This window comes from Helcococcus kunzii ATCC 51366 (assembly GCF_000245755.1).
Taxonomy (GTDB): Bacteria; Bacillota; Clostridia; order Tissierellales; family Peptoniphilaceae; genus Helcococcus; species Helcococcus kunzii.
In genome coordinates this window covers 187,784-210,978 of record NZ_JH601088.1, presented here as the reverse complement: position 1 = coordinate 210,978, position 23,195 = coordinate 187,784, and the positions used below count along the sequence as shown (strand labels likewise).

The window sequence follows — 23,195 nt, the reverse complement described above, 5'->3', positions numbered from 1 at the left end:
ACTGAAAAATTCTCGTTCAACTTGCATGTGTTAAGCACGCCGCCAGCGTTCGTCCTGAGCCAGGATCAAACTCTCAAATTAAAGTTTGATCTAGCTTATTTTTTGAAATTATTACTCAAAAGTTATTGACGTTATTTACTTGTTTAGGTTCTTTATTTTTTTAAGTCTCTCAAGAGTCTCTCTCGATGCGACTTTATTATATTAACACCATCATTTTATTTTGTCAAGCTTTTTTTTTCAAAATATTTTTTTCAATATTTTTTTCGCTTCACTCAATTTGTGGTGCTCTATTATATTAGCAAGATATATCTTGAATGTCAAGTTTAAATTAAAAAAAACTTCTAAAAATTTTAGAAGTCTTTTAATTCATTAGTTTTTTGGCTATTTTCTCTATTTTCTTCATCTTATATGAGACTGACGATTTTGTTATTTTTGGATTATGGATATCCGCAAGTTGCTTTAAAGAATACTCTGGATATAATTTTCTTAAATTTGCAATCTCAATTAAATCTTCTGGCATAGTAGAATTTTCTTCAATCATTTCTATATAAGAAATTTGTTTCATGGAAGTTTCTACCGTCTTATTAATATTTGCCATATCAAAATTCATTCTTCTATTAATATTGTTTCGAAGATCTTTTTTTATTTTTACATTTTCCAATTCTAATAACGCACGTGTAGCTTCTATTCTATTTAAAAAATCAGCAATCATTTCTGAATTCTTTATATAAACGATATTTTTATCTTTTCTTTTATTAAATAGCGTTTCTATATATGAATAGTCTAACACCTTTTCTAACAACTTTACATCTTCATCGCTCGTTAAAATTAATTCTAAGTGATAATTTTTATTAGGGTCCACTATGCTACCAGCACCTAAAAAAACGCCTCTTAGGTAGGCAGATACACCTTTCTCCTTAGAGCTAATTATACGAGAAAACATCTTATTAATAGATTCGACATAATTACCATAAAAGTCGAAACCTGATTCATTCATTATTCTATTTACTATACTCTCATCTTCTACTATAAGAGTAAACAAACCATTTTTCATTAAATTATTATTTTCTACCCTACCGATTATGCATTCATAACCATATAGAAAATCTATAAGTTTATATATCCTTTTTACTACATACTCACTTTCTGTAGTAAAGTTTATATTAATAAAAGCATTCCTTATAGAAATGCTTGCATTTACCTTTAATATTGATGATAGTTCTAATAGTGCCTCAAGCTTATTTGTAATTTCAAGCTCGGAAAGCTCCAATTTTACTTTATTTGAAAAAGACATCATTCTTCCTTATTTTGATCATATAATCTCATTGCATTCATCACCATGTTCTTTTCAGAATCATGTTTAAGTATATCAACCGCTCTGTCATAATCAACAAATTCAGCTACGGCAAATCCTTCTTCTTTCTGTGGTATAAGTTCACCACCTTTAAATCTCATTAGATAATAGTCTACTCTTTTAGATACTTTTTCGCTGTTGTGATTATAATAATAGTAACGAGCATATCCAACTTTAGAAACTATCTCTGCTTTTATACCGGTTTCTTCACTAACCTCTCTCATTGCTGTTATGGCAGTGGTTTCATCAGTTTCCATTTTACCTTTAGGCAACACCCAGTCGCCGTAATATTTTCTTAGAAGTAGAACTTTCCCATTTTTAATTACAACGCCACCTGCGCTATGTTCTCTCATAAAACCACCTCCTTTTCTTTAATAATTAATTTTAGTCTACCAATTTTTTCTTTCTCTATGAAATACAGATGTATTATATTTTCTACTTAGTCTTAGATTTAATTCTTCTGTAATTGCAACAGATCTATGTTTACCACCTGTGCAACCTATACCAATTACTAGATTATTTTTACTTTGTTGAACAAAATGTGGCACAACCGTATTGATTAATTCTTCCACATTATCTAAAAATTGTTTTGTAACTTCAAATCCCAAGACGTATTCACTAACATTTTTATCTTTTCCTGTGTTTTCTTTCATCTCTGGAATGTAAAACGGATTATCAATAAATCTAACGTCAAATAAAAAATCTGCTTCTATAAGTGTACCATATTTAAAACCAAAACTCACAATTTGAATATTGGCCTCATTGCCAACACCCAATACATCTAGCATTTTAGAATTTAAAGCAGATAAATTATTCCCAGATGTATCTATATATATGTCTGTAAATTCTCTTACATTTAATAAAGTTTCTCTTTCAAGAGCAATCGCATTACTTAAAGTCAAAGATTTAAAATAATGCGGTCTTCTCTTTTCCTGAAATCTTCTTATAAGTACTTCGTCTAAAGCATCTAAAAAAATGACTTTTACATTGTGACCGTCATTTCTTAGTTTTATAATTTCATCTTCTAAATCTTCTAAAAATCCACCTACTCTAACATCTATTACAAATGCAAACTTATTATAATGGCCTTTATCATCTTTTATTAAGTCAAAATATTCGTTGATTAATTTAGGAGGAATGTTGTCAATACTGTAATAATCATTATCTTGACATATATTTAATACGGATGTCTTACCCGCACCACTCATACCTGTTATTATTACAATATCCATAAATCCTCCAAATTTTATTCGCCTATAATTTTTACTTCGGTTTCTAATGTTACACCAAAGTCATCTTTTATTCTCTTTTGTACTTCTTTAATCAATGTCAACATATTTTCACATGTTGCATCATCAATATTTATTAAAAATCCACAATGCTTCTCTGAAACTTGTGCTTTGTCAATGGTAAATCCTCTTAATCCAGCATCATCTATAAGCTTTGATGCATAATGACCTTCTGGTCTTTTAAATGTAGATCCTGCTGAATGTCTGTCTAATGGTTGTCTTGAGCTTCTTTTGTAATCAAAATCTTCAAAAGCAGCATAAATTTCTTCTTTATTTCCTTCTTTTAGTTCAAATGAAGTGGAGATAACGACATATTCATTTTCTGATGCTAATGAATGTCTATATGAAAAGTCCATTTCTTCATTTGTGTATTCAACAATTTCTCCATCACGATGCATGCATCTTACGGATTTTACAATGTCCTTCATTTCAGTGCCATAAGCTCCAGCATTCATAATGATTGCTCCACCTACTGAACCCGGTATACCACTTACAGCTTCCATACCTGTCAAATTATTTTCAAAAGATTTTATTGACGTATTTCTCAATGAAGCTCCTGCCTGAGCAGTAACGATGTTTCCGTCAACTGTTATATCGCTAAAGTTTTCTCTTAAAGCTATAACAACACCTCTAATACCCTTATCTTTAATAAGTAGGTTTGATCCCTTACCTATTACAGTTAATGGTATTTCTTTTTCATTACAGAATTTTACTAGACTTGAAATTTGTTCTTCAGTTTCTGGCTCAACTAATATATCTGCTGGCCCACCAATGTTAAATGTTGTGTATTTATTTAACATTACATTTTCTCTAGCTTTTCCAAACTTATTTCCTAGTAACTCTTCTATAATTGTCTTATCCATAAATGACCTCTAATCTTATCTAAAATACTCTTCCATAGTTAAATTATTTTTGTGCATCTCTGTAGCTATCTCAGATCCAACATAAGTATATATCCTATCATTTTCGATGAATCCTGTTATATTTTCTTTTCCACTTGGATATCTTTGTACAAATCCAAATTTATAAGAATTATTTTTAATCCATTTTCCTTGTGCTGTATCTTCAAAATTAATTGCTGTAGCACTATTTGGAATGCTAAATTCTATCGATCTTCCTGTCCTTAATTCGTGTTGTTCAATATTTGGGAATGGATATTTAGTATCTGCATTTTCCTCAATATTTTCATCTGATTCAATATATTTTCTTGATAGGCTAATTTCTAAACCATCTCTCTTCATAGCTTCAAACATAACCATCATAGCATTTTCTGCTTCAACATTAAACCTTGTCTTAAAATCTGTTGGAATGGTAAAGTTTTTAGTAGCTAATAGCACTCCATCCACTACTTTAAGTTCATTTTCTTTAGTATCTTCTAAAACAGATGATTCAATATATCCCACAATGTCTTTATATGAAACTTTTGACCATCCATTTTCTTCGCCTAAAAATTCAATATATTCTCCAGCAACTACATCATATAATCTCTTTGGATTTTCACTAATTGTTTCCAAAACAGTTGAATCTTCAACAACCTTTTTATACCCAATTATTTTATCGTTGAATTTTTTAGTGTCAACAGCTCCTGATTTTTCAGTTTTAACCGATTCTTTTTCTGTTTCATTCTTAGTTTCTGATCTTGTTTCTTGAATGGTAATCGGTTGAGCAGTGTCCGCATTTACGTTTTTAGTATTTGATAAAGAAATTAAAGCAATTGATGAGGTTATAGTAACCACTAATCCAAGTGCCACCAATATCCTTCTCTCTTGCTTTTTCTTTTTTTCTTTAATTTTTTTTCTTAAAAATTGATTTCTTCTAATGTCACTCATCTAATCGCCTTTTTATATTTTCACATAATCTCTTGTCTCAAACAATTATACTATATATAGTTATATAATTAAAGACGAAAATACAAGTTTTTTTCAATTATTTTGCTGTTTTGAGATATTTTTATCGATAAAGTTTTTTTATTTTATTTTAAATGTACAAGTTTAATTTTTTCTTTTGAAATATCACCCAATAAAAGATTAATATTTTTATGAAATTTTTCTAAATCTGCCGTTACATAAAACGCTGTATCACTTGTATTTTCAACATTTGATAATTGTTCATTTTCAAGCAAAGCTTTTACATCCTGTGCTATTTGAATTGCAGGGTCAATTATTTTGGTTTTCTCACCAATTGCATTGCTAAAATATTGTCTCCATATAGGATAATGCGTACAACCTAGCAATAAAAAATCTATTTCTTTATCTCGATATTTCTTAATATATGAATCTACAAGATGTTGTGTTTCTTCTTGCGATAAATCTCCGGCTTCTATATGAGGAACAAGCTCTGAACATGCTTGAGAATAAATCTCTGATTTAATATTTCTCTCTTGCATTTTTTTATTATAAGAATGCGAATTAACTGTCGCTTTTGTGGCTGCCAACAGTATTTTTTTATCATCAATATCAATTGTATTTATTGCTGACTCAATAATAGTAATTATCGGCACATCAAACATATCTCTCAATTCTTCAACTCTGTATGAAGAAGCTGTATTACACGCAAAAACTATCAATTTGACATTTTTTGATATCAAAAAATTGATATTATTCTTTGTAAATTCAAATACTTGATCTCCAGTTTTTTCTCCATATGGACTATTTTTCAAATCCCCAAGATAAATATAGTTTTCATTTGGTAATACTCTCTTTAACTCTTTTAAAACTGTAATACCGCCAATTCCTGAATCAAATACTCCTATCGGCATATTTCTTTTATCCATAAAATTATCCTTCTCTCATACTTTTATGTTTTTATTTTAGCACATAAAAAAAGCATCGACAATCGATGCTTACATAATACTAACTTACTACTTTTATTTGTACAGTTGATGTCAAAACGTCTGAATATGTATAGGATACAGTTAAATTTTCATCAAAATCATTTGTAACCCTTACTGTAAATAGATTAGGAAATGTACTTTCAATATATCCCTCTCTAGTAACAATTCTTTTACGTCCTTTATCAGCTTTCAATTGAACCTTCTTTCCGATAATTTCTTCAACCTCATTCCTGATTGCTGTTAATGCTTCCGATCTTTTCATTTCTTCACATCCTTCATATTTATTTTGACAACTCTATAGTACCACAATAAACGAAACTAGTCAAATAAATATTAAATTATACTAATTATATAAATTATTGTCAAATTTTTTTATTTTATTTTGCTGATTAATAATTTTAATTTTCGGGCATTATATTATATAATACTTAGAAAAAGGGGGAAATTATGACAGATAAGAAAGATAAAGTAATCATTACTTCTGATATGATATTAGCAGATGTAATACAATTAAAACCACAAACACTTGGCACTTTATTATCATTTGGTTTAGCATGTATAGGGTGTCCAGTAAGCCAGTTGGAAACCGTTGAGGAAGCCGCAATGGTACACGGTATTGAAATAGATTTTTTACTTGAACAATTAAACAAATAAATTAGAGGTAGTATGTTAAATGAAATGATGGATAGACCCATTGTAAAAGAAAATGTTGTTGAATATATGAGAAAATCTCAAAGAAGATTTGACAAAGATTTAGATAAACTGGAAAAATGGTGCAATAAAAAAAGAATACCTATCATACCTCATGAAACAGCCGTATTTCTTGATTTTCAATTAGGATTATTGAAACCAAAAAAGATTTTAGAAATCGGAACTGCTGTGGGATTCTCAAGTATACTGATGTCTAAACACTTAGATTCTGAGGGAATCATATACACAATTGAAAGACATGATATAATGTCAGAAAGGGCAAAAAAGAAGATTGAAGAATTTAAGCTACAAGAGAAAATAAAGTTATTTGAAGGTGATGCGAGAGACATTCTTCCAGAAATAAATGAAAAATTTGATTTCATTTTTATGGATAGTGCAAAATCAAAATATATTGAATTTTTCCCAATTTGCATGAAACTCCTTAATAAAGGTGGCATAATGATTGTTGATGATATCTTTCAAGGTGGCACTATTTTAGATGATGAAAAAAGTGTTGCTAGAAGATGGAGAAAAATTCATAGAAGATTAAATCAATTTTTGGATTTTATACAAGGTGACGATGCTATAAAAACCACACTAATTCCTTTAGGAGATGGCATTGCTATGATTCAAAAATTAGAAGAAAAAGACTATAGCTATATCTTGACACAATTAAAATAACAGTTTTCCAAGCTTATTTGATAAATCATTATGGAGGATGATATGAGTAAAATAAATTTTGTGAATATACCTAGCGGTACATTTAAAATGGGCGCAACAACTGATGAAGGGCACCCTCTTGATAAAGAAACTCCTCAGGTTTCTGTGAGTATCAACGAATTTCAAATCAGCGATACAACAATCACCAATGAACATTTTAAGGAATTTGTTGATAAAACAAATTATACTACGACAGCGGAAACTTACGGAGGATCATTTGTGTTTCATCTACTTTTAGATGAAGAAACAAAGAAAAATTCACTAAAGGTTGAGCGAACTCTATGGTGGTATTATGTAAAAGGAGCATCTTGGAAACATCCTTTTGGACCTGATTCAAATATAGATGACATTTTAGATCACCCAGTGGTACACATTTCATATTTTGATGCATTGGCATTTTGTGAATGGGGAAATTATAGACTACCTTCTGAAGCAGAATGGGAATACGCTGCTAGAGCAGGCTCCGAATACAAATGGCCTTGGGGAGATACATTCCTTCAAGACGAAAAATATATGGCAAATATATTTCAAGGTGACTTCCCTCATACCAATACTGAAAAAGATGGATTTTTAGGAACTTGCCCAGCAAAATATTTTAGTCCTAATAAATTTGGACTTTATAATGTGATTGGAAATGTGTGGGAATGGTGTATGAATCCAAGATATTTAGATTTAGAAACATTTAAGACTGTAGATTATAAGATTTATCCACCATATAATTTGGAAAATGTAAATGATAATTCACAATTTGCTACAAGAGGCGGTTCATTTTTATGCCACCCAAGCTATTGCAATAGATATAGATTAGGTGCAAGAAATGGTAACTCTGCAAGCTCTACAGCAAGTAACTGTGGATTTAGAGTATGTAAATAAACGGAAATAACAAATTAATTTAGGAGAGAAGAATGAAAAAAAATATTTTGCTTTATTTTACAGATCAACAAAGATGGGACACGCTTGGATCTTATGGATATCCACTTGATGTAAGCCCTGTAGTTGATGAATTAGCCGAAGATGGTGTATTATTTGAAAATGCTTTTTCACCACAACCAGTTTGTGGACCATTAAGATCCATTTTTCAATCTGGACAATATCCAACAACAATTGGTACGTATAGAAACAATATTATGTTGCCACATGATATTAAAACTCTTGCCAACTATATGGAAGATTTAGGTTATGAAAATGCTTATGTTGGTAAATGGCATTTAGCTAGTCAAGCCGACCCACAAGGTAATTTTGAATATTATCATTCAACTACTGCCATTCCTATGGAATTTAGAGGTGGATATAAAGGATTTTGGCGTGTTGCTGACGCACTTGAAGAAACCTCACACGGCTATGATGGTTATGTTTTTGATGAAAATAATAATAAATTAGAATTTAAGGGATATAGAGTTGATAAAATTACCGATTTTGGTTTAGAGTTTTTTGATCAATATGATAAAGAAAAACCATTCTTCCTAACTATTTCTCATATTGAGCCTCATCACCAAAATGATAGACACACATACGAAGGACCAGAAGGCTCAAAAGAAAGATTTAAGGATTATGTATTACCTAAAGACTTGGAAGTTTTATCCGAAGTTTATCCACAAGCGGATGCGCACGAAGAATATCCTGATTATTTAGGTCAAATTAGATCAATCGATGATAACTTAGGAAGAATAATTGATAGATTGAAAAAGGAAGACCTATTTGACAATACTGTTATCATCTTCATCTCCGATCATGGTTCTCATTTCAAAACAAGAAACAATGACGAACACTTACATGGTGCTGATGACTACAAGAGAACTGCACACGCATCAGCAAGTCACGTACCATTTATCATTTACGGTCCAGGATTTAAGGGCGGAAAGAGAATTGATGATATCATCTCAACTGCATCTCTTCCAAAAACTATTTTATCAATTGCTGGTTATGATGTCGGTGATAAAATGATTGGTGAGGACTTAACAAAAATCATAGACGGATCAAAAGTAAGCAGAAACAACTTAGCATTTATACAAATCAGTGAAAGTAGAGTTGGTAGAGCGATTAGAACGGAAGATTATCTATACGCTGTATACGCACCAGGTAAAGATGGATTTGAAGAATCTTCAAGCGATTATTATCTTGACGATTATTTATATGATTTAAAGAAAGATCCTTTTGAACTTAACAATGTTGTTCACGATGAAGAATATTCAGAAATAAGAGATCAACTTTGTGAAATATTAAAAGAAGAAATGGTGAAAGCTGGTGAAAAGAAGCCAACTATAGATAGAAAATAAATTAAATATATAAAAAAAGACTGTTGTAAAATAAATTCATTTTGCAACAGTCTTATTTTTTATTTATTTTATAAATTTAATAGACTTTCTAATCTTGGCTTGTCAAAACCTACGATTTCTTCATCACCAACAACTATAACAGGAACGCCTCTATAACCTTTTTCGATTAATTCGTTTCTAGCTTCTGTATCAGTTGTTACATTTTTTTCTACAAAATCTACTTTATTTTCCTTTAAAAAATCCTTTGCTGCTACACAGTAAGGACATGTGTCTGATGAATATACTACTACTTTTTCCATTGGTCTTTCTCCTTATTATTTATATTATATATGTTGTAAACTGTTTAGTATTGCAAACTATATTTTAATATACAACAAAACATAGTCATAATGCAACCTATTATCGTTTCATTCACTTTTTTACCCACAATTTTTATTATTAAACATATTTATCAATTAAATTTGTAATATTAATAAAATCTTCTAGGGATAAATCTTCCGCCCTATAATTGGAAGGAATTTCTAATTCTTCTAAAATTTGACTTAATTTTTCTTTTGTTATACCTAAAGAAACATCCGTAGTTAATGAATTTAACAGATTTTTCCTTCTTTTAGTAAATCCACCTCTCATTAACTTAAAGAATTTTATTTTATCTACGTCCGGTAATTTTTCTTTCATTTCCAAATTAATTACCACGCTATCTACTTTTGGTCGTGGCATAAATATTTCTTTTGGTGCTTTTACTACTAAACTTGGCACAGAATAAAAATTAACAAACACAGTCAATGAACCGTATATTTTATTACCTGGATTTGCTAAAATCCTATCGCCTACCTCTTTTTGAACCATAAATGTCAATGATTTTACATTTAGTTCTGATTCTAAAAAAAGCTCAATAATTGGTGTAGTGATGTAATATGGTAGATTTGCTACTACTTTGAAAGGCTCATCACCAAATTGATCTGAAACTAATTGTTTTAAATCTGCTTTTAATATGTCGGCATTGACTAATACAAAATTATCAAAATGACCAACAGTTTGTGAAAGCACTACATTTAGCCTCTCATCTAGTTCAACTGCGACTACTTTTTTTGCTTTTAATAATAATTCTTCTGTAAGTGTACCAAAACCAGGGCCAATCTCCAAAACATTATCTTCAGCAGAAATCTTTGCACCTTCAGAGATTGCTCTTACAACTTTTCCATCAATCAAAAAGTTTTGTCCCAAACCTTTAGAAAAATTAAAATCAAAAAACTTCTTTAATTCTTTTACTACTTTTGGTGAATATAGTCTGTCTCTTTCCATCTAATCCCCTATTTCTTCAATTGCTTTATTAAATTCTTCTCGTGTAATTTCAAAAGAATTCAATCTAATTAACAATTGTTTTGCATTACAATATGTGATACCTAATTTTTCACAAAGAGCTATTCTCCTATCTTTAGAGTTTGGTAGCCCCGCAAGCCTATTATCAATTATATCATCTTGAGTGAATCTTTCTTTTGATTCAGTATAACTCGGTCTTGCTCTATTTATCGCTTCAATGATTGCTTCATCCGAAGCATTTTCTACCCCTACATTAGAATTCTTTGTAGAAGATTTCCTTGAAATAGATGCAAACTTAGCATTAGGCACATATTCTCTAATAATATTTGAAATTCTTTTACCTGCATAATCCGGATCCGTCAAAATTATTAAACCTCTTTTTTCTTGCAATAAAACAAGTTCGTTTAATAGCTTCTCATCCAAGCCTAGTCCATGCGTCGCGACAACATCTACATTACCTTCAAAAGCTCTTTTTACAGCGATTATATCACTTTTTCCTTCAACGACAATTATCTCTTTTATTTTATCCATGGCAAATCCAACCCAAAAAATTCAATAGTATTGTTATTTGTCGTTTCATTAATATATTCTAAATCTTCAACTCTCATCTCAGAAACACGCTTTGCAACCAAGTGAGTGTATTTTGACTCATTTCTCTTCCCCCTATTTGGAACAGGTGTCAGATATGGTGCATCAGTTTCTAAAAGAAGTTTATCAATAGGTACATTTTCCACCACTTTAATCAAGTTTTTCGCATTTTTAAATGTAATCATTCCACCTAAAGAAATATAATAACCTAATTCTAGATATTTTTGACATTCTTCCCATGTTTCATTAAATGAATGAAGCAAGACTTTCATACCCTTAGCATGCTCGCTTAAAACTTTATAGGTATCTTCAAACGCTTCTCTGGAATGTATAACTATCGGCAAATCAAGTTCTTTAGCTAATTTAATCTGATCAATAAACACTTCAATCTGTTTATCTCTTGGACTAAAATCATAATGATAGTCTAAACCTATCTCTCCAACAGCTACTACTTTCTTATTTTCAAAAGCCAATTCTTTGTATTTTTGTCTCAATTCTTCATTATAATATTGAGCTTCATGAGGATGAGTGCCCACCATAGCAAACACCCTTTCATTTTCTTTCGCAAGTTCTATTGAAGCTAAGGCAGACTCTAAATCACAAGAGGGATTTATCATCGCAAGTACCTTATCTTCTTCAAATCTATCAATTATTTCTTGTCTGTCCTCATCAAATCTTTCATGATCTAAATGTGCATGTGAATCAATTATATATTCTTTCATTATGAGATTTTTGCTCCATTTTCAACTTCATTTAATGGTGTAAGAAGAGATAATTTATCATCTTTTTCAGCAGCTAAAAGCATACCTTGTGATTCTACCCCTCTTAATTTAATTGGTTTTAAATTCATCAAGACAACTAAGTTCTTTCCAACTAATTCTTCAGGATTATACCATTTTTTAATACCTGAAACTATTTGTCTTTCTTCATTTCCAACTTTCACTTTAAACACTAATAATTTATCAGCATTTGGGTGTTTTTCACAAGAAATAACTTTACCAATTCTCATATCCAATTTTTCAAACTCAGAAAACTCGATATTTTCAACTTCTTCTATTTCTTCCTCACCCTTAGCTTCTTCCTTCACCATTCCTACTCTCTTCTTAAATAGTTCATCATTTGCAATTTGAATCGCTTCTAATTCCTTTTTAATATCTAATCTTGGGAATAGATTATCTTTCTTTTCAACTTTATTTCCAACAGGATACACGCCAAATTCTCTTGCAGAATCCCATCCCTTGTTTTCCACTCCGATTTGACCAAATATCTCTTCTGAAGTATGTGGCAAGAATGGTTCTATCAATTGAGCGATAATCCTAATAGATTCAATCAAGTTGTATAAAACAGTATCTAATCTCTCTTTATCTTCTTTGATTAAAATCCAAGGAGAAGTTTCATCAATATATTTATTTGTCCTTCTTACAAGTGTCCAAATATCTTCTAAAGCATATGAAAATTGTAATTCTTCCATATGTTTTTCTACATTATTAATAACATTTTTGGCAATATTCTTTAAATCATCGTCATAATCGCCTTCTTTAGTTGGCTCAACAACTATTCCATCATTGTATTTTTCAATCATAGAAACTGTTCTAGATACAAGATTTCCTAAATCATTTGCCAAATCAGAATTAACCCTATTTAAGAATTTTTCATTTGTAAATGATCCGTCTTGTCCAAATGTAAACTCTCTTAAAACAAAATATTTCAATGCATCGATTCCATATCTTTCAATATATGGCTCTGCATATACAACATTTCCAAGAGATTTACTCATCTTGATGTCATCAAATAATATCCAACCATGTGAAAACACTCTATTTGGAATAGGTAAATCTAGCGCCATTAAAATCGCTGGCCAAATTATTGTGTGGAATCTCACAATTTCCTTACTCATCAAATGAATACCCACAGGCCAATAGTGATTAAACTTCTCTTCATCTTCACCATAACCAATACCAGTCAAATATGAAGAAAGCGCATCAATCCAAACATATGCAACATGATTTTCATCAAAAGGTAATTCTACCCCCCAACTCAATGATTTCTTTGTCCTAGAAACAGACAAATCATCCAATCCCTTATCAAGGAAATTATTAATCATTTCTTTCTTACTTCTTTCAGGAAGTAAAAACTCTGGCATATCTTCATAAATTTTTCTTATCTTGTCAGTATATTTGGACAATCTAAAGAAATAAGATTCTTCAGTTTGTTTTACAACTGGTCTACCACATTCTGGACAATTTCCATTCTCATCTAATTGTGTCTCAGTCCAAAAAGCTTCATCTGGTTTACAATAATATCCCTCGTAAACCCCTTTATAAATCTCTCCCTTATCATAAAGCTTTTGATAAATATCACGAACATTTCTTTCATGATTTTCATCAGTCGTTCTCACATATGTATCATAATCAATCTCTAAAGTTTCCCATAACTTCTTAACAGACTTAACAATATCTGTAGTAAACTCTAAAGGAGTAAGTCCCCTTTTTTCAGCCTCTTCCTTAATCTTTTGTCCATGCTCATCAGTACCAGTTACTAAATAAGCATCAAAACCTTGAATATTTTTATATCTCTTCAAAACATCTGCAGCAATAGTCGTATATGTATGCCCCAAATGTAAATTACCACTTGGATAATAAATAGGTGTTGTAATATAAAATGGTTTCTTATTTTTATCCATTCTGCCCTCCTTGATCTAATTAATAATCATAATAAATTTATTATATCATAGTATAAGAAGCAATAAAATATGATGAATACAAAACTATGGGAAATGGGATGGTTTGGTGGGAATGTTTTTTTTTGGGGCGGGGCTGAGATTGGATTTGGGTTGTTGAAGATTTGGGAGGTGTGGGTTTGAGGGTTAGTGTGGGTGGAAATGGAAATGTTTAAGATTTGGGCTTAGCGTGGGATCGGGATTGTTGAGGGAATGTAATTTTCTAGAGTGAGACTAGTGTGCGCCCCACATTAGTTAGCTAAACAAATCGTTGTGATTTACACATTCCTATAGGAGTTGAATTTTTTTGTAAATGAGAATACATTTTTAGGTGGACTTACTAATATTTTTTAAAAGTATGGTCCATATACCCCCGGGGGGTATTTAAAAGAACATAAGTTATAAAATTATGGTCCCTATATACCCCTAGGGGGTATAATACGGACCATGTTTTTCAAGTTTTCCTTTTATATTAACACTTAAAACTATAGATTTATGGTCTTAAATATACGGGGGTGGGGTATTTTGGGACCATAGTTTCTAAATTTTCCTAGAATTTTATGGTCCTAAATATACCTGGGAGGGGTATATATGGACCATAAAAAAATAAGGTATGGTCCGTAACATACCGGGGTGAGGTATATACGGACCATGTGAAATTGTAGCCATATTTGATTTGTGAGCCAATTTAATCTATAGCCTGATATTATCCAGCTTATTTAATATAAAATCAACTAATTTATCTAAAACAAATAAAAATAGAATCTAATTTATCACTAATTCTTCCAATCCCCCACTTATTTCACATATAATAAAACAGTATGACTAGACCATAAAAATTTTAATATACATTCCTAAAATAATTTTACAACTCTAACTTATAAAATTTTGCTTTATAAAGAAAGAGCTACTGCAATATACATTCTCATTTTGCAATAGCTCTCACTTTTTTATTGATTTAAATCATTTCCATGGCATTATTTAGTACTTTGTCACCATTCATCATTCCATAATCCATCATATTAATGACTGCTAATTTTATACTTGTTCCTTCTACTTGTTTTTTAAATTCTTTTTCTTGATATTTAACTTGAGGTCCTAAAAGTATGACATCTATTTTATCATTGTTTTTTATTTTGTTTATCGCTTCAGATGTTGATACTGCAAATATTTCTGCATTTATGTCTTTTTCTAATGCAGCTTTTTGCATCTTAGTTACTAACATACTTGTACTTAGACCTCCAGCACAAGCTAACATAATTACCTTTTTGTCCATTACTCTACTCCTCGAATTTATTTTATTTCTTTTCTATACCTTTATAAAAGCTTCTTCTGATTGTTTTATATGGAGAAAGCCATTCTATGAATAGATCTACCCACTTATAAACTTGGGCATTTGCTTGATCTGCTTTAACTCCTGTCATTAAATCACCTAATACTAAACCATGTTTCGCTTTATTAAAAATATGAAGTTCATAAGGAATTTCATATTTATTTAATTCTAATGCAAATTCTAAAGAATCAGTTGCTGGTACTAATACATCTTCCAAAGTATGCCAAATGAAAGATGGAGGTGTATCTTTTGATACATTTCTTATAGGATTAATGTATTGCAATTCTTCATTTGTAGGATTGAATTTACCAGTTGCTGCATATATAACTCTATTCTTATCATTTTTTTCATATTTTAGATTTAATGCAGCATAAGCCAACATTAGATGTGTAGGTTTTAGCAACTCACTATCACATTCTAATTTTTCACTAAGCCATTTTTGATTCCAAAGAGTGCCGTATTGTGCAGTTAAGTTTCCTCCAGCTGAGAAGCCTCCTACTATTATATAATTCTCATCAACCGACCATTCTTTCGAATGTTCTCTAATGTTTTTGACAACTTTAGCTAAAGAAATCAGTGGATTTGGGAATTTTGAAACTGGATTCTTTGGTAAATCCTCTTCTTTTTCTACATTCATTGCTTCTAAACCTTCTGTAGCATAGTGAACTACAGCTACATTAAAGCCTTCTGATAAAAATTTTAATGCAACATATTCATCTTCTCTATATGACGTCCAAAAATATGCTCCACCAGGACAAATAACAATAGTGGGATATTTTCTATCTATGTCAATTTCTTTATTTGGTTCTTGTAAATAATATTTTACATAAGCACCATTATTATCTATATTTTCAATTAAAGATTTCATATCTTCCCCTCTTTTAGTTATTCATTTGTTCCGCTTTAACATTTCTTTTATCAAGAATTTTTACAAATGGATAATATAATGCAGTAGTGACAAATATCATTAAAATTTGTGCCACTCCTAACTTCCAGCTACCTTGAAGTAATCCAGATACAAATATTGGTGCTCCAAATGGCACTTGCATTCCTATAGGGATTGGAAGTATTCCAATAACAGTCAAGAAGTAACCTAGTAATAAACATACGATTGGAGCCAAAATATATGGAATGGCTAATATTGGATTCATAACAATTGGTAAACCAAAAATCAAAGGTTCATGAATACCAAATAATGATCCTGGCGCACCTAATTTTCCTATAGTTTTAAACTGTTTACTTTTACTCATAAATAGTAAAACTATAACTAATCCTATCATAGGTGAAAAGTTAGCATATGTTGACCAAAGACCACCTGATACTAAATTTGGCATTGGTTGTCCAGCTTGGTATGCTGCGAGATTTTCTAAATCTAATGCTGTTATTATTGGTCTGATAATCGCTAAAATAACAATACCGCCATGTATACCAAACACCCATAGTAATTGCATTAGGAATAGAGCAATTGTAATTGACCAAATTGAACCACCTAAATTTTGTAGTGGAGTTTGAATTAATGTGTAAACAAACTGATGTACACTACCAAAAGAAGTTTTACTAAATATCGCTGATACTATAGTAAATATTATACCAACCATTATTGCAGGTATTAAACCTGAAAAAGTTCTACTTATTGTTGGTGGCACTCCATCAGGCATTTTAATTGTCCAATTTCGTTTTACAAATAAAACATATAGTCTGGTTGATAAAAGACCAATAATCATAGCAGCAAATAATCCTTTTGCTCCTAACCAATCAAAAGTCAATGCACCTACTGGCATTTCAGAGCCTTCAACAGCAAATTCTGTAATTGGTGTTACAACTAAAAAGCTAAATAGCCCAATAAATCCAGGCACCAATCCATCTATATCAAAAGTTTTTGCTAGTCTATATGATATAGAAAACACAGCATATAAAGCTAGTGCGTCATTTGTAAATTTAGCCGGAAGTGCAATATATGCTTTTATTGGTGCTATCAAATTCTGATACGTTTCCCATTGCATGGCAGATAAAAGAACTGAAAAAGCACCAATCATCATAATTGGTAACAAGGACATCAAACCTTCAGATATTGACTTCATATATCTATTCGCTTGTAATTTTCCAGCAATCATTTGCCCTTTTTCTGTAAATTTTTCTACAAAATTCATAATGATACCTCCATCATTAAAATATTTTTTTTATTATTTCTTTCCATTTTGTATATTGTCTTTCATAACTTTTAGTAGGAATGTATTCTTTCTTAACTTTTGGAGTATAATTCTCCATCCCATCCATTATCACCAAAGTTCCTAAAGCTGAAGCTTCTTCTATATCCATCACAAATAATTTCTTTTGTGTTACATCAGCTAATAGCTGCATAAAGAATGGATTCTTTGTAGATCCACCATCCAGAAAAATTTCCTCTATTTCTTTATTTAGAACTTCAGCATATAAATCAATCACCGCTCTAGTCTGGAACGCTAAAGAATCAAACATCGCTTTTATTAAATCTTTTTTTGTACTAGTAATTGACATATTTAAAAAAGCCCCTTTCGCTTTAGGTTTCCAAAATGGAGCGCTTAACCCCTGAATAGCAGGAACAAATATCACATCCGTTTTATTATTATCTTCTAAAGCTAGTTTCGATGCTTCATCATAACTAGAAAATAAATTTAATTTATTTTTTCCCCAATTAAGGATATCTCCATAGGATTTTATTATTCCTTCTAAAGCATATGTAGTTTTTCCATTTTTATTCCATGCTATTGTAGTAACAATTCTTTCATTTTTACATATTTTATTTCCAAAGTTTAACAACATTGATGAGCCTGTACCTAAGGTCGCCTTAATTTGACCCTCTTCTAGGCATTTATTACCTAGTAGCGCCGATTGAGAATCTGCCAATACTGAAGAAATTTTTATTCCTTTATACGCACCAAAATCAGTATTAGAATCAACCACTTTAGGTAAAGCATTAATAGGCACATCAAAAATTTTACAAAGTTCTTCATCCCATCTCTTATTTCTTATATCAAATAAAAGAGTTCTACAAGCATTGCTTTCTTCTGTATAAAAGTTTCCTTCTTCTGAAAGATTCCAAATGAGCCAAGAATCCATTGTTCCAATAGCTAAATTTTTCTTTTCTAATTCACAAATTTTATTATTCTTAAAGAAATGTGCTAATTTTGAAGCTGAAAAATACGGATCAATTTTTAACCCCGTTTTATTTCTTATTAAATCTTCAAAACCATTTTCTATAAGTTTTTCACATATTTCAATACCTCTATTGCATTTCCAAACCATTGCATTTCCATATGTTTTACCAGTAATTTTATCCCAAACTAAAATTGTCTCTCTTTGATTAGTAATAGAAATGCTTTTTATCTGAGAATATTTTAATTTATTATTATCTATTACAGCATCAATAACTTTTATAGTATTTTCAATTATTTCCTTTGGATTATGTTCCACAAATCCTTTTTTAGGATAAATTTGTTTATGAGGAATGTCTACCCTATCAACTCTATTTACTTGTCTACCATTACCTTCTATCTCAAATAAAATAGCTTTTGTATTGGTAGTACTTTGATCTACCACAATTCTATATGCCATCTTACTTACCTGATAATAAATCCTTTGCACTTTCGTAAATAGATTTGGCATCTAGACCATAATGATGAAATATTTCTTTCGAATTACCAGTAACCAGTGCTTCATCAGGTAATCCAATAATTCTTTGTTTTATACCTATTTCCTCACTCAAAATTTCTGCAATTGCAGATCCTAATCCACCGTAAATACTATGTTCTTCAACAGAAATCACATTTTTTATTTCTTTGCTATACTTTAATATAGTTTTAGTGTCAAGAGGTTTAATTGAATGAATACCTAATATAGTAGAGCTAATCCCGTCTTCTTCTAAATATTTACCAGCTTTTATAACTTCATTTAAGCATTCTCCAATACCAATTAATAGAATGTCTTTTCCTTCTGTTATTATTGTCGCTTTATCTATCTCAAATGAGTAATTTTCATCATAACAAATTGGCACGGCATTTCTGCCTAATCTTATATACGCTGGTTTATCATCTTTTACTAATTGCTCAAAAAGTTTTTTTGTTTCAACTTGATCGGCTGGACAATATACCCTTAAATTAGGTATAGCTCTTGTGACTGCAAAATCTTGTAAAGAATGATGAGTCATACCTAAAGCACCGTAGCTGACTCCTCCACTTATACCAACTAATTTCACGTTTGTTTCAGAATATGCAACATCAACTTTAACCTGTTCGATACTCCTCATACTTAAAAACGCCGCAGGAGAAACCACAAATGCTCTTTTTCCGGAATGTGCTAAACCCGCACCTATACTGACAATATTTTGTTCAGCTATCCCGACTTCAATGATATTTTCAGGAAATGCATCAGCGAAATCAGCAAGTTTACCAGATCCTCTTGAATCACTTGTAAGCACTAGAATATTTTTATCTTTTTTTGCAGATTCTATAAGTACATTACACATCATTTTGCTATTAGGAATATTATTCATAATTTCCCTCCTGAACTTTAAATTGTTTTTTCGCCTCTAAATATTCTTCTTCATTAGGAACTCTATGATGCCAACCAATTTGATTTTCAGATTTATCAAACCCCTTCCCCTTAACAGTATGAGCTATAATCATTTTTGGTTTATCTACATTCGAATTATCTTCAAAAGCATTTATTAACTCTTCGATATCGTTACCATTTACTTCTAAAACATACCATCCAAATGCTCTCCACTTTTCTGCCAACGGTTCTGTCATCATAACTTCTGTTGTAGTTCCAGTTATTTGAAGTCCATTATTATCTATAATAGCAGTAAGATTATCTAATTTATAATGTGATGCAGCTATAGCCGCTTCCCATACCGAACCTTCAGCTAATTCTCCATCTCCCATTAATGTATATGTTTTATAATCTTTTTTATCAATCTTAGCAGCTAATGCAACACCTACTGAAAGACCAAGCCCGTGACCTAAAGAACCAGTGTTCATTTCAACACCCTCAACTTTATTGTTAGGGTGTCCCATCAGTCTTGATTTATATTTAGAAAAAGTTTTTAACTCTTCTTTATCAAAATATCCTCTATCTGCCAATATAGCCCATAAAATCTCAGCTGCATGCCCTTTACTTTGAATATATCTATCACGATTTTCATCATCTGGATTATTTGGATCATTTTTTAAAATTTTATAATATAGAACAGTAAGAATATCTGTACATGAAAGATCAGATCCTGTATGTCCAGTTTTCGCTTCATAAATAATATCAAAAACTAAACTTCTTAATTCAGCAGCTTTTTTCTTTAATCTTAAAACTTCATTCATTTAATACTCCCTTTTCTAAATTAAATCATCACCTCTTAAATACGCTTTAACCTCTTCTTCAATCGGATCATAAAAGTCAGGATTAATATTTAAGTATTTACAAGCTTCATACAAAATAGGAACTACATCATTTTTAACCGCAGCCACATGATGAATGTATGGGCCATAAACCAACTTAAATTCTAATCTATTGAGATTTTCAAATTCCATGTATACATAAGTTCCTTGATTATAAGGACCTTCAATAGTTCTAGCATTTCCTAACAGTAAATTATATTCGCCATGATCACCATCGAATCTACATAATGTATATTCTCCCTCTTTCGCCTTAAAAGCAACTGAACCAGGATAATCAAAAACGAAATGTCTTATAGGTAAAATAGGTTTCTCTTCAGATGTAGAAAAAGCAAAAACACCTAAATGTTGTAACAATTCGCCATTTTTTTCATATGGATGTCTACAATTTATGTCAGCAAATATTGCTTTTTCTTCACCAAATGATGCCGCTTCAGCTAATAACTCGGATATAACACCATGCACATCAGTCTCACATACAAAAGGTATCCCTTCTTCTTGAAGCAAGGATAGAGAAGCATATGGGAGTATACCAATTAAATCCTGTAAAGCTGTCCAACATTGTATAACCCCTGAATTACACCCGTATTTAATACACAAATTTTCTAAAGCTACTTTTAACTTAGCAATTTTAACTAGATCACTATTTTCAATCTCAACTTTTGTATTTTCATTAAAATAGTCTATAGCTTGTTTAACTTTCGGATCACTCTCAGCTTCAACTTTTTTAATTTCTTGCATTAATTCTTCTAAAGGTACTGGAGATAAAGAAATATTGAATTTTTCTAATAACTCTCCTTCATTACAAATTACTGACCAAAAATCAAATGGTCTAGGACCAACTTGAAGAATCCTTGTATTCTTAAACGTTTTTACAACATTACATACTTTTAGAAAATCCAACAAACCTCTTTCAAATGCTTCTGAATCAATATCAGAGTTTTGTATATATGTGAATTTCAGATTGAATCTTCTTAAAACTTTCCCAATCGCAAATATTCCACATTGTGAATCTCTTAGTCTTGAACCGTCTTCTGCTGGATGTTCATCTTTAGGTCCCCATAAAAGAACAGGTACATTTAGTTTTTTCGCTAATCTAGCTACAGAATATTCTGTTCCGAAATTTACATTAGCAATAAATAAGGCATCAATTTTTTCTTTTATAAATTTTTCAGCTGCTAAAATCACTGATTTATCATCAAAAATCAGTCCCTCATCATTAATATCAGTAATATCAACATAATTTATCTTTAGTTGATCCATTTTTTCTCTCGTATAATTTGCATACTCTATCGCAGCATCCGCACTAAACAAATTTCTTCTAGTCGGAGCAAAACCTAATTTTATTTTACTTAATTCCATTGAATCCTCCTTTTAGTTTACTTAAATTAACTTAAGTTTACCATTAGGAAAACGTTATGTCAACTTAATTTTAGTTTTTTTTACTATTAAATCTGATAAAATTTAACATATTATAATCAAAATTTCATTAAATAACTAAAACAAACTTAACTAACTTGATTTTTTAATGAATTAATGATAATCTTAATTTTATGATATACATAAATATATTTATGGAGGTATAAATGATTAAACTAGAAGATATCGCTAAAATAGCTGGCGTTTCGAAAGCTACCGTTTCTCTAGCCCTAAATGATAAACCTGGTATAAGTGATGAAAGAAGAGAACAAATAAGAAAAATAGCAAAAGACAATAATTATATTCCACTTAGAAAAACTAAACAAAATTCAAGAGAAGATGAACATCAAGAACTGTTTACAATACGTTTTGTAGCATGCACAAATGATGAATTTATTACAAATAATTATCAATCATCCCCATTCTTCAGTGAACTTCTTCAAGATATGTCCAAGCTTTCAAAAGATTATCCTATTTCACTAATTATTAGTTCAGTTTCTTTAGAAAATTTTGAAAACGAGTTAAACGAACTAGACAACGCACAAAAAGCTGATGGAATAATATTACTGGGGACTTCTTTATGTTCAGATTTCATAGATAAATTTATAGAAAAATTTCCAAATACTGTAATCATAGATTCCTGTCATCTACATTCTAATTACGACTATATTTCTATGAATAATTTTCATGGATCATATATATCAACAAAACATTTAATAGACAAAGGGCACGAAAAAATTGGTTACTTAAAAGGGAAACCAACTATTCCAAACTTTTCTCAAAGATTTTCTGGATATAAAAGAGCGATGCATGATAATAATATTCAAATACATGAAAACTATATTTATGAACTACCAGGAAATGAAATCACTTCAGAAATTGATTTTTTAGACATAAAAGATTTACCTACAGCATTTGTATGTGATAATGATTATATTGCTATTTCTTTAATAAAATCACTTCAAAAAAATAACATAAAAGTTCCTGAAGAAGTTTCCGTTGTAGGTTTTGATAATATTTCTGAATCAAGAGTAATAACTCCTGAATTAACAACTATAGAAGTAAATTCTAAAGAAATTGTTAGACAAAGTATCAATAAAATAATTGATAAAATTAAAGATAAAAATCACATTCCAACTCAAATTTTGGTAAGTAACAATCTAATAATAAGAGCTTCAAGTAGAAGTATATAAAAAAAGGCTAGAGTATGAAAAATCTTTTTAGA

At 30.4% G+C, this 23,195-nt stretch carries 24 protein-coding genes; 5 read left to right on the top strand and 19 right to left on the bottom strand.

Annotated elements, in window-relative coordinates:
- Positions 1–361 precede the first annotated feature (361 nt).
- The 7 genes from whiA to HMPREF9709_RS00900 all read right to left on the bottom strand — a co-directional run bounded on the left by whiA (position 362) and on the right by HMPREF9709_RS00900 (position 5,738).
- On the bottom strand, positions 362–1,294 hold the full coding sequence (gene whiA / locus HMPREF9709_RS00930) for a DNA-binding protein WhiA (protein WP_005397060.1): 933 nt from the start codon (positions 1,292–1,294) through the stop codon (positions 362–364).
- Complete coding sequence (locus tag HMPREF9709_RS00925) at positions 1,294–1,707, bottom strand: NUDIX hydrolase (protein WP_005397058.1); 414 nt, start codon at positions 1,705–1,707, stop codon at positions 1,294–1,296. The genes whiA and HMPREF9709_RS00925 overlap by 1 nt, the downstream gene beginning before the upstream one ends.
- Before the next feature lie 36 nt (positions 1,708–1,743).
- On the bottom strand, positions 1,744–2,586 hold the full coding sequence (rapZ, locus tag HMPREF9709_RS00920; RefSeq protein ID WP_005397056.1) for an RNase adapter RapZ: 843 nt from the start codon (positions 2,584–2,586) through the stop codon (positions 1,744–1,746).
- 14 nt (positions 2,587–2,600) lie between these two features.
- The gene (gene murB, locus HMPREF9709_RS00915; protein ID WP_005397054.1) at positions 2,601–3,506 is read right to left on the bottom strand and encodes a UDP-N-acetylmuramate dehydrogenase; all 906 of its coding nucleotides are present in this window, start codon (positions 3,504–3,506) and stop codon (positions 2,601–2,603) included.
- 15 nt (positions 3,507–3,521) lie between these two features.
- A complete protein-coding gene (locus tag HMPREF9709_RS00910; protein ID WP_005397053.1) occupies positions 3,522–4,472 on the bottom strand; it encodes a D-alanyl-D-alanine carboxypeptidase family protein in 951 nt (316 codons plus the stop codon).
- Between the two features lie 143 nt (positions 4,473–4,615).
- Complete coding sequence (gene murI / locus HMPREF9709_RS00905) at positions 4,616–5,416, bottom strand: glutamate racemase (protein WP_005397052.1); 801 nt, start codon at positions 5,414–5,416, stop codon at positions 4,616–4,618.
- Positions 5,417–5,495: 79 nt separating this feature from the next.
- Positions 5,496–5,738 carry a Veg family protein gene (locus tag HMPREF9709_RS00900; protein ID WP_005397051.1) on the bottom strand — a complete coding sequence of 81 codons (243 nt, stop codon included), beginning with the start codon at positions 5,736–5,738 and terminating at the stop codon, positions 5,496–5,498.
- A 185-nt stretch (positions 5,739–5,923) separates the two neighbouring features.
- Between HMPREF9709_RS00900 and HMPREF9709_RS00895 the strand changes: the two genes are divergently transcribed.
- From HMPREF9709_RS00895 to HMPREF9709_RS00880, 4 genes are read left to right on the top strand one after another with little or no spacing between them, the layout of a single operon-like run.
- Positions 5,924–6,130, top strand: coding sequence for a DUF1858 domain-containing protein (locus tag HMPREF9709_RS00895; protein ID WP_005397050.1), 207 nt, complete (start codon positions 5,924–5,926; stop codon positions 6,128–6,130).
- A gap of 12 nt (positions 6,131–6,142) precedes the next feature.
- The gene (locus tag HMPREF9709_RS00890; protein WP_005397049.1) at positions 6,143–6,847 is read left to right on the top strand and encodes an O-methyltransferase; all 705 of its coding nucleotides are present in this window, start codon (positions 6,143–6,145) and stop codon (positions 6,845–6,847) included.
- A 42-nt stretch (positions 6,848–6,889) separates the two neighbouring features.
- Complete coding sequence (locus HMPREF9709_RS00885) at positions 6,890–7,759, top strand: formylglycine-generating enzyme family protein (protein ID WP_005397048.1); 870 nt, start codon at positions 6,890–6,892, stop codon at positions 7,757–7,759.
- A gap of 32 nt (positions 7,760–7,791) precedes the next feature.
- Positions 7,792–9,162 (top strand): sulfatase-like hydrolase/transferase, encoded by a 1,371-nt coding sequence (locus HMPREF9709_RS00880; protein ID WP_005397047.1) that lies wholly within the window; start codon positions 7,792–7,794, stop codon positions 9,160–9,162.
- Between the two features lie 68 nt (positions 9,163–9,230).
- On the opposite strand, the gene HMPREF9709_RS00875 is transcribed toward HMPREF9709_RS00880, so the two are convergent.
- From HMPREF9709_RS00875 to HMPREF9709_RS00820, 12 genes are all read right to left on the bottom strand, one after another.
- Positions 9,231–9,461: a glutaredoxin family protein gene (locus HMPREF9709_RS00875; RefSeq protein ID WP_005397046.1), complete on the bottom strand. Its 231-nt coding sequence runs from the start codon at positions 9,459–9,461 to the stop codon at positions 9,231–9,233.
- Between the two features lie 139 nt (positions 9,462–9,600).
- On the bottom strand, positions 9,601–10,467 hold the full coding sequence (rsmA, locus tag HMPREF9709_RS00870; RefSeq protein ID WP_005397045.1) for a 16S rRNA (adenine(1518)-N(6)/adenine(1519)-N(6))-dimethyltransferase RsmA: 867 nt from the start codon (positions 10,465–10,467) through the stop codon (positions 9,601–9,603).
- Positions 10,468–11,016: a ribonuclease M5 gene (gene rnmV / locus HMPREF9709_RS00865; protein ID WP_005397043.1), complete on the bottom strand. Its 549-nt coding sequence runs from the start codon at positions 11,014–11,016 to the stop codon at positions 10,468–10,470.
- Positions 11,004–11,795, bottom strand: coding sequence for a TatD family hydrolase (locus HMPREF9709_RS00860; protein ID WP_005397042.1), 792 nt, complete (start codon positions 11,793–11,795; stop codon positions 11,004–11,006). The genes rnmV and HMPREF9709_RS00860 overlap by 13 nt, the downstream gene beginning before the upstream one ends.
- On the bottom strand, positions 11,795–13,756 hold the full coding sequence (gene metG / locus HMPREF9709_RS00855) for a methionine--tRNA ligase (RefSeq protein WP_005397041.1): 1,962 nt from the start codon (positions 13,754–13,756) through the stop codon (positions 11,795–11,797). The genes HMPREF9709_RS00860 and metG overlap by 1 nt, the downstream gene beginning before the upstream one ends.
- A 994-nt stretch (positions 13,757–14,750) precedes the next feature.
- On the bottom strand, positions 14,751–15,068 hold the full coding sequence (locus HMPREF9709_RS00850; RefSeq protein ID WP_005397040.1) for a PTS sugar transporter subunit IIB: 318 nt from the start codon (positions 15,066–15,068) through the stop codon (positions 14,751–14,753).
- 22 nt (positions 15,069–15,090) lie between these two features.
- Complete coding sequence (locus tag HMPREF9709_RS00845) at positions 15,091–15,993, bottom strand: alpha/beta hydrolase (protein WP_005397039.1); 903 nt, start codon at positions 15,991–15,993, stop codon at positions 15,091–15,093.
- Between the two features lie 13 nt (positions 15,994–16,006).
- Positions 16,007–17,275 carry a PTS sugar transporter subunit IIC gene (locus HMPREF9709_RS00840; RefSeq protein ID WP_005397038.1) on the bottom strand — a complete coding sequence of 423 codons (1,269 nt, stop codon included), beginning with the start codon at positions 17,273–17,275 and terminating at the stop codon, positions 16,007–16,009.
- A 16-nt stretch (positions 17,276–17,291) separates the two neighbouring features.
- A complete protein-coding gene (locus HMPREF9709_RS00835) occupies positions 17,292–18,719 on the bottom strand; it encodes an FGGY-family carbohydrate kinase (protein WP_005397037.1) in 1,428 nt (475 codons plus the stop codon).
- Between the two features lies 1 nt (position 18,720).
- Positions 18,721–19,656 carry a transketolase family protein gene (locus HMPREF9709_RS00830; RefSeq protein ID WP_005397035.1) on the bottom strand — a complete coding sequence of 312 codons (936 nt, stop codon included), beginning with the start codon at positions 19,654–19,656 and terminating at the stop codon, positions 18,721–18,723.
- Positions 19,649–20,476: a transketolase gene (locus HMPREF9709_RS00825; RefSeq protein ID WP_005397030.1), complete on the bottom strand. Its 828-nt coding sequence runs from the start codon at positions 20,474–20,476 to the stop codon at positions 19,649–19,651. Before HMPREF9709_RS00825 ends, HMPREF9709_RS00830 begins: the two co-directional genes overlap by 8 nt.
- Positions 20,477–20,491: 15 nt before the next feature.
- Complete coding sequence (locus HMPREF9709_RS00820) at positions 20,492–21,913, bottom strand: L-fucose/L-arabinose isomerase family protein (protein WP_005397028.1); 1,422 nt, start codon at positions 21,911–21,913, stop codon at positions 20,492–20,494.
- Positions 21,914–22,137: 224 nt separating this feature from the next.
- On the opposite strand from HMPREF9709_RS00820, the gene HMPREF9709_RS00815 reads away from it, so the two are divergent.
- Entirely contained in the window at positions 22,138–23,163 is a 1,026-nt protein-coding gene (locus HMPREF9709_RS00815) for a LacI family DNA-binding transcriptional regulator (protein WP_005397026.1), read from the top strand.
- Positions 23,164–23,195: the final 32 nt, after the last annotated feature.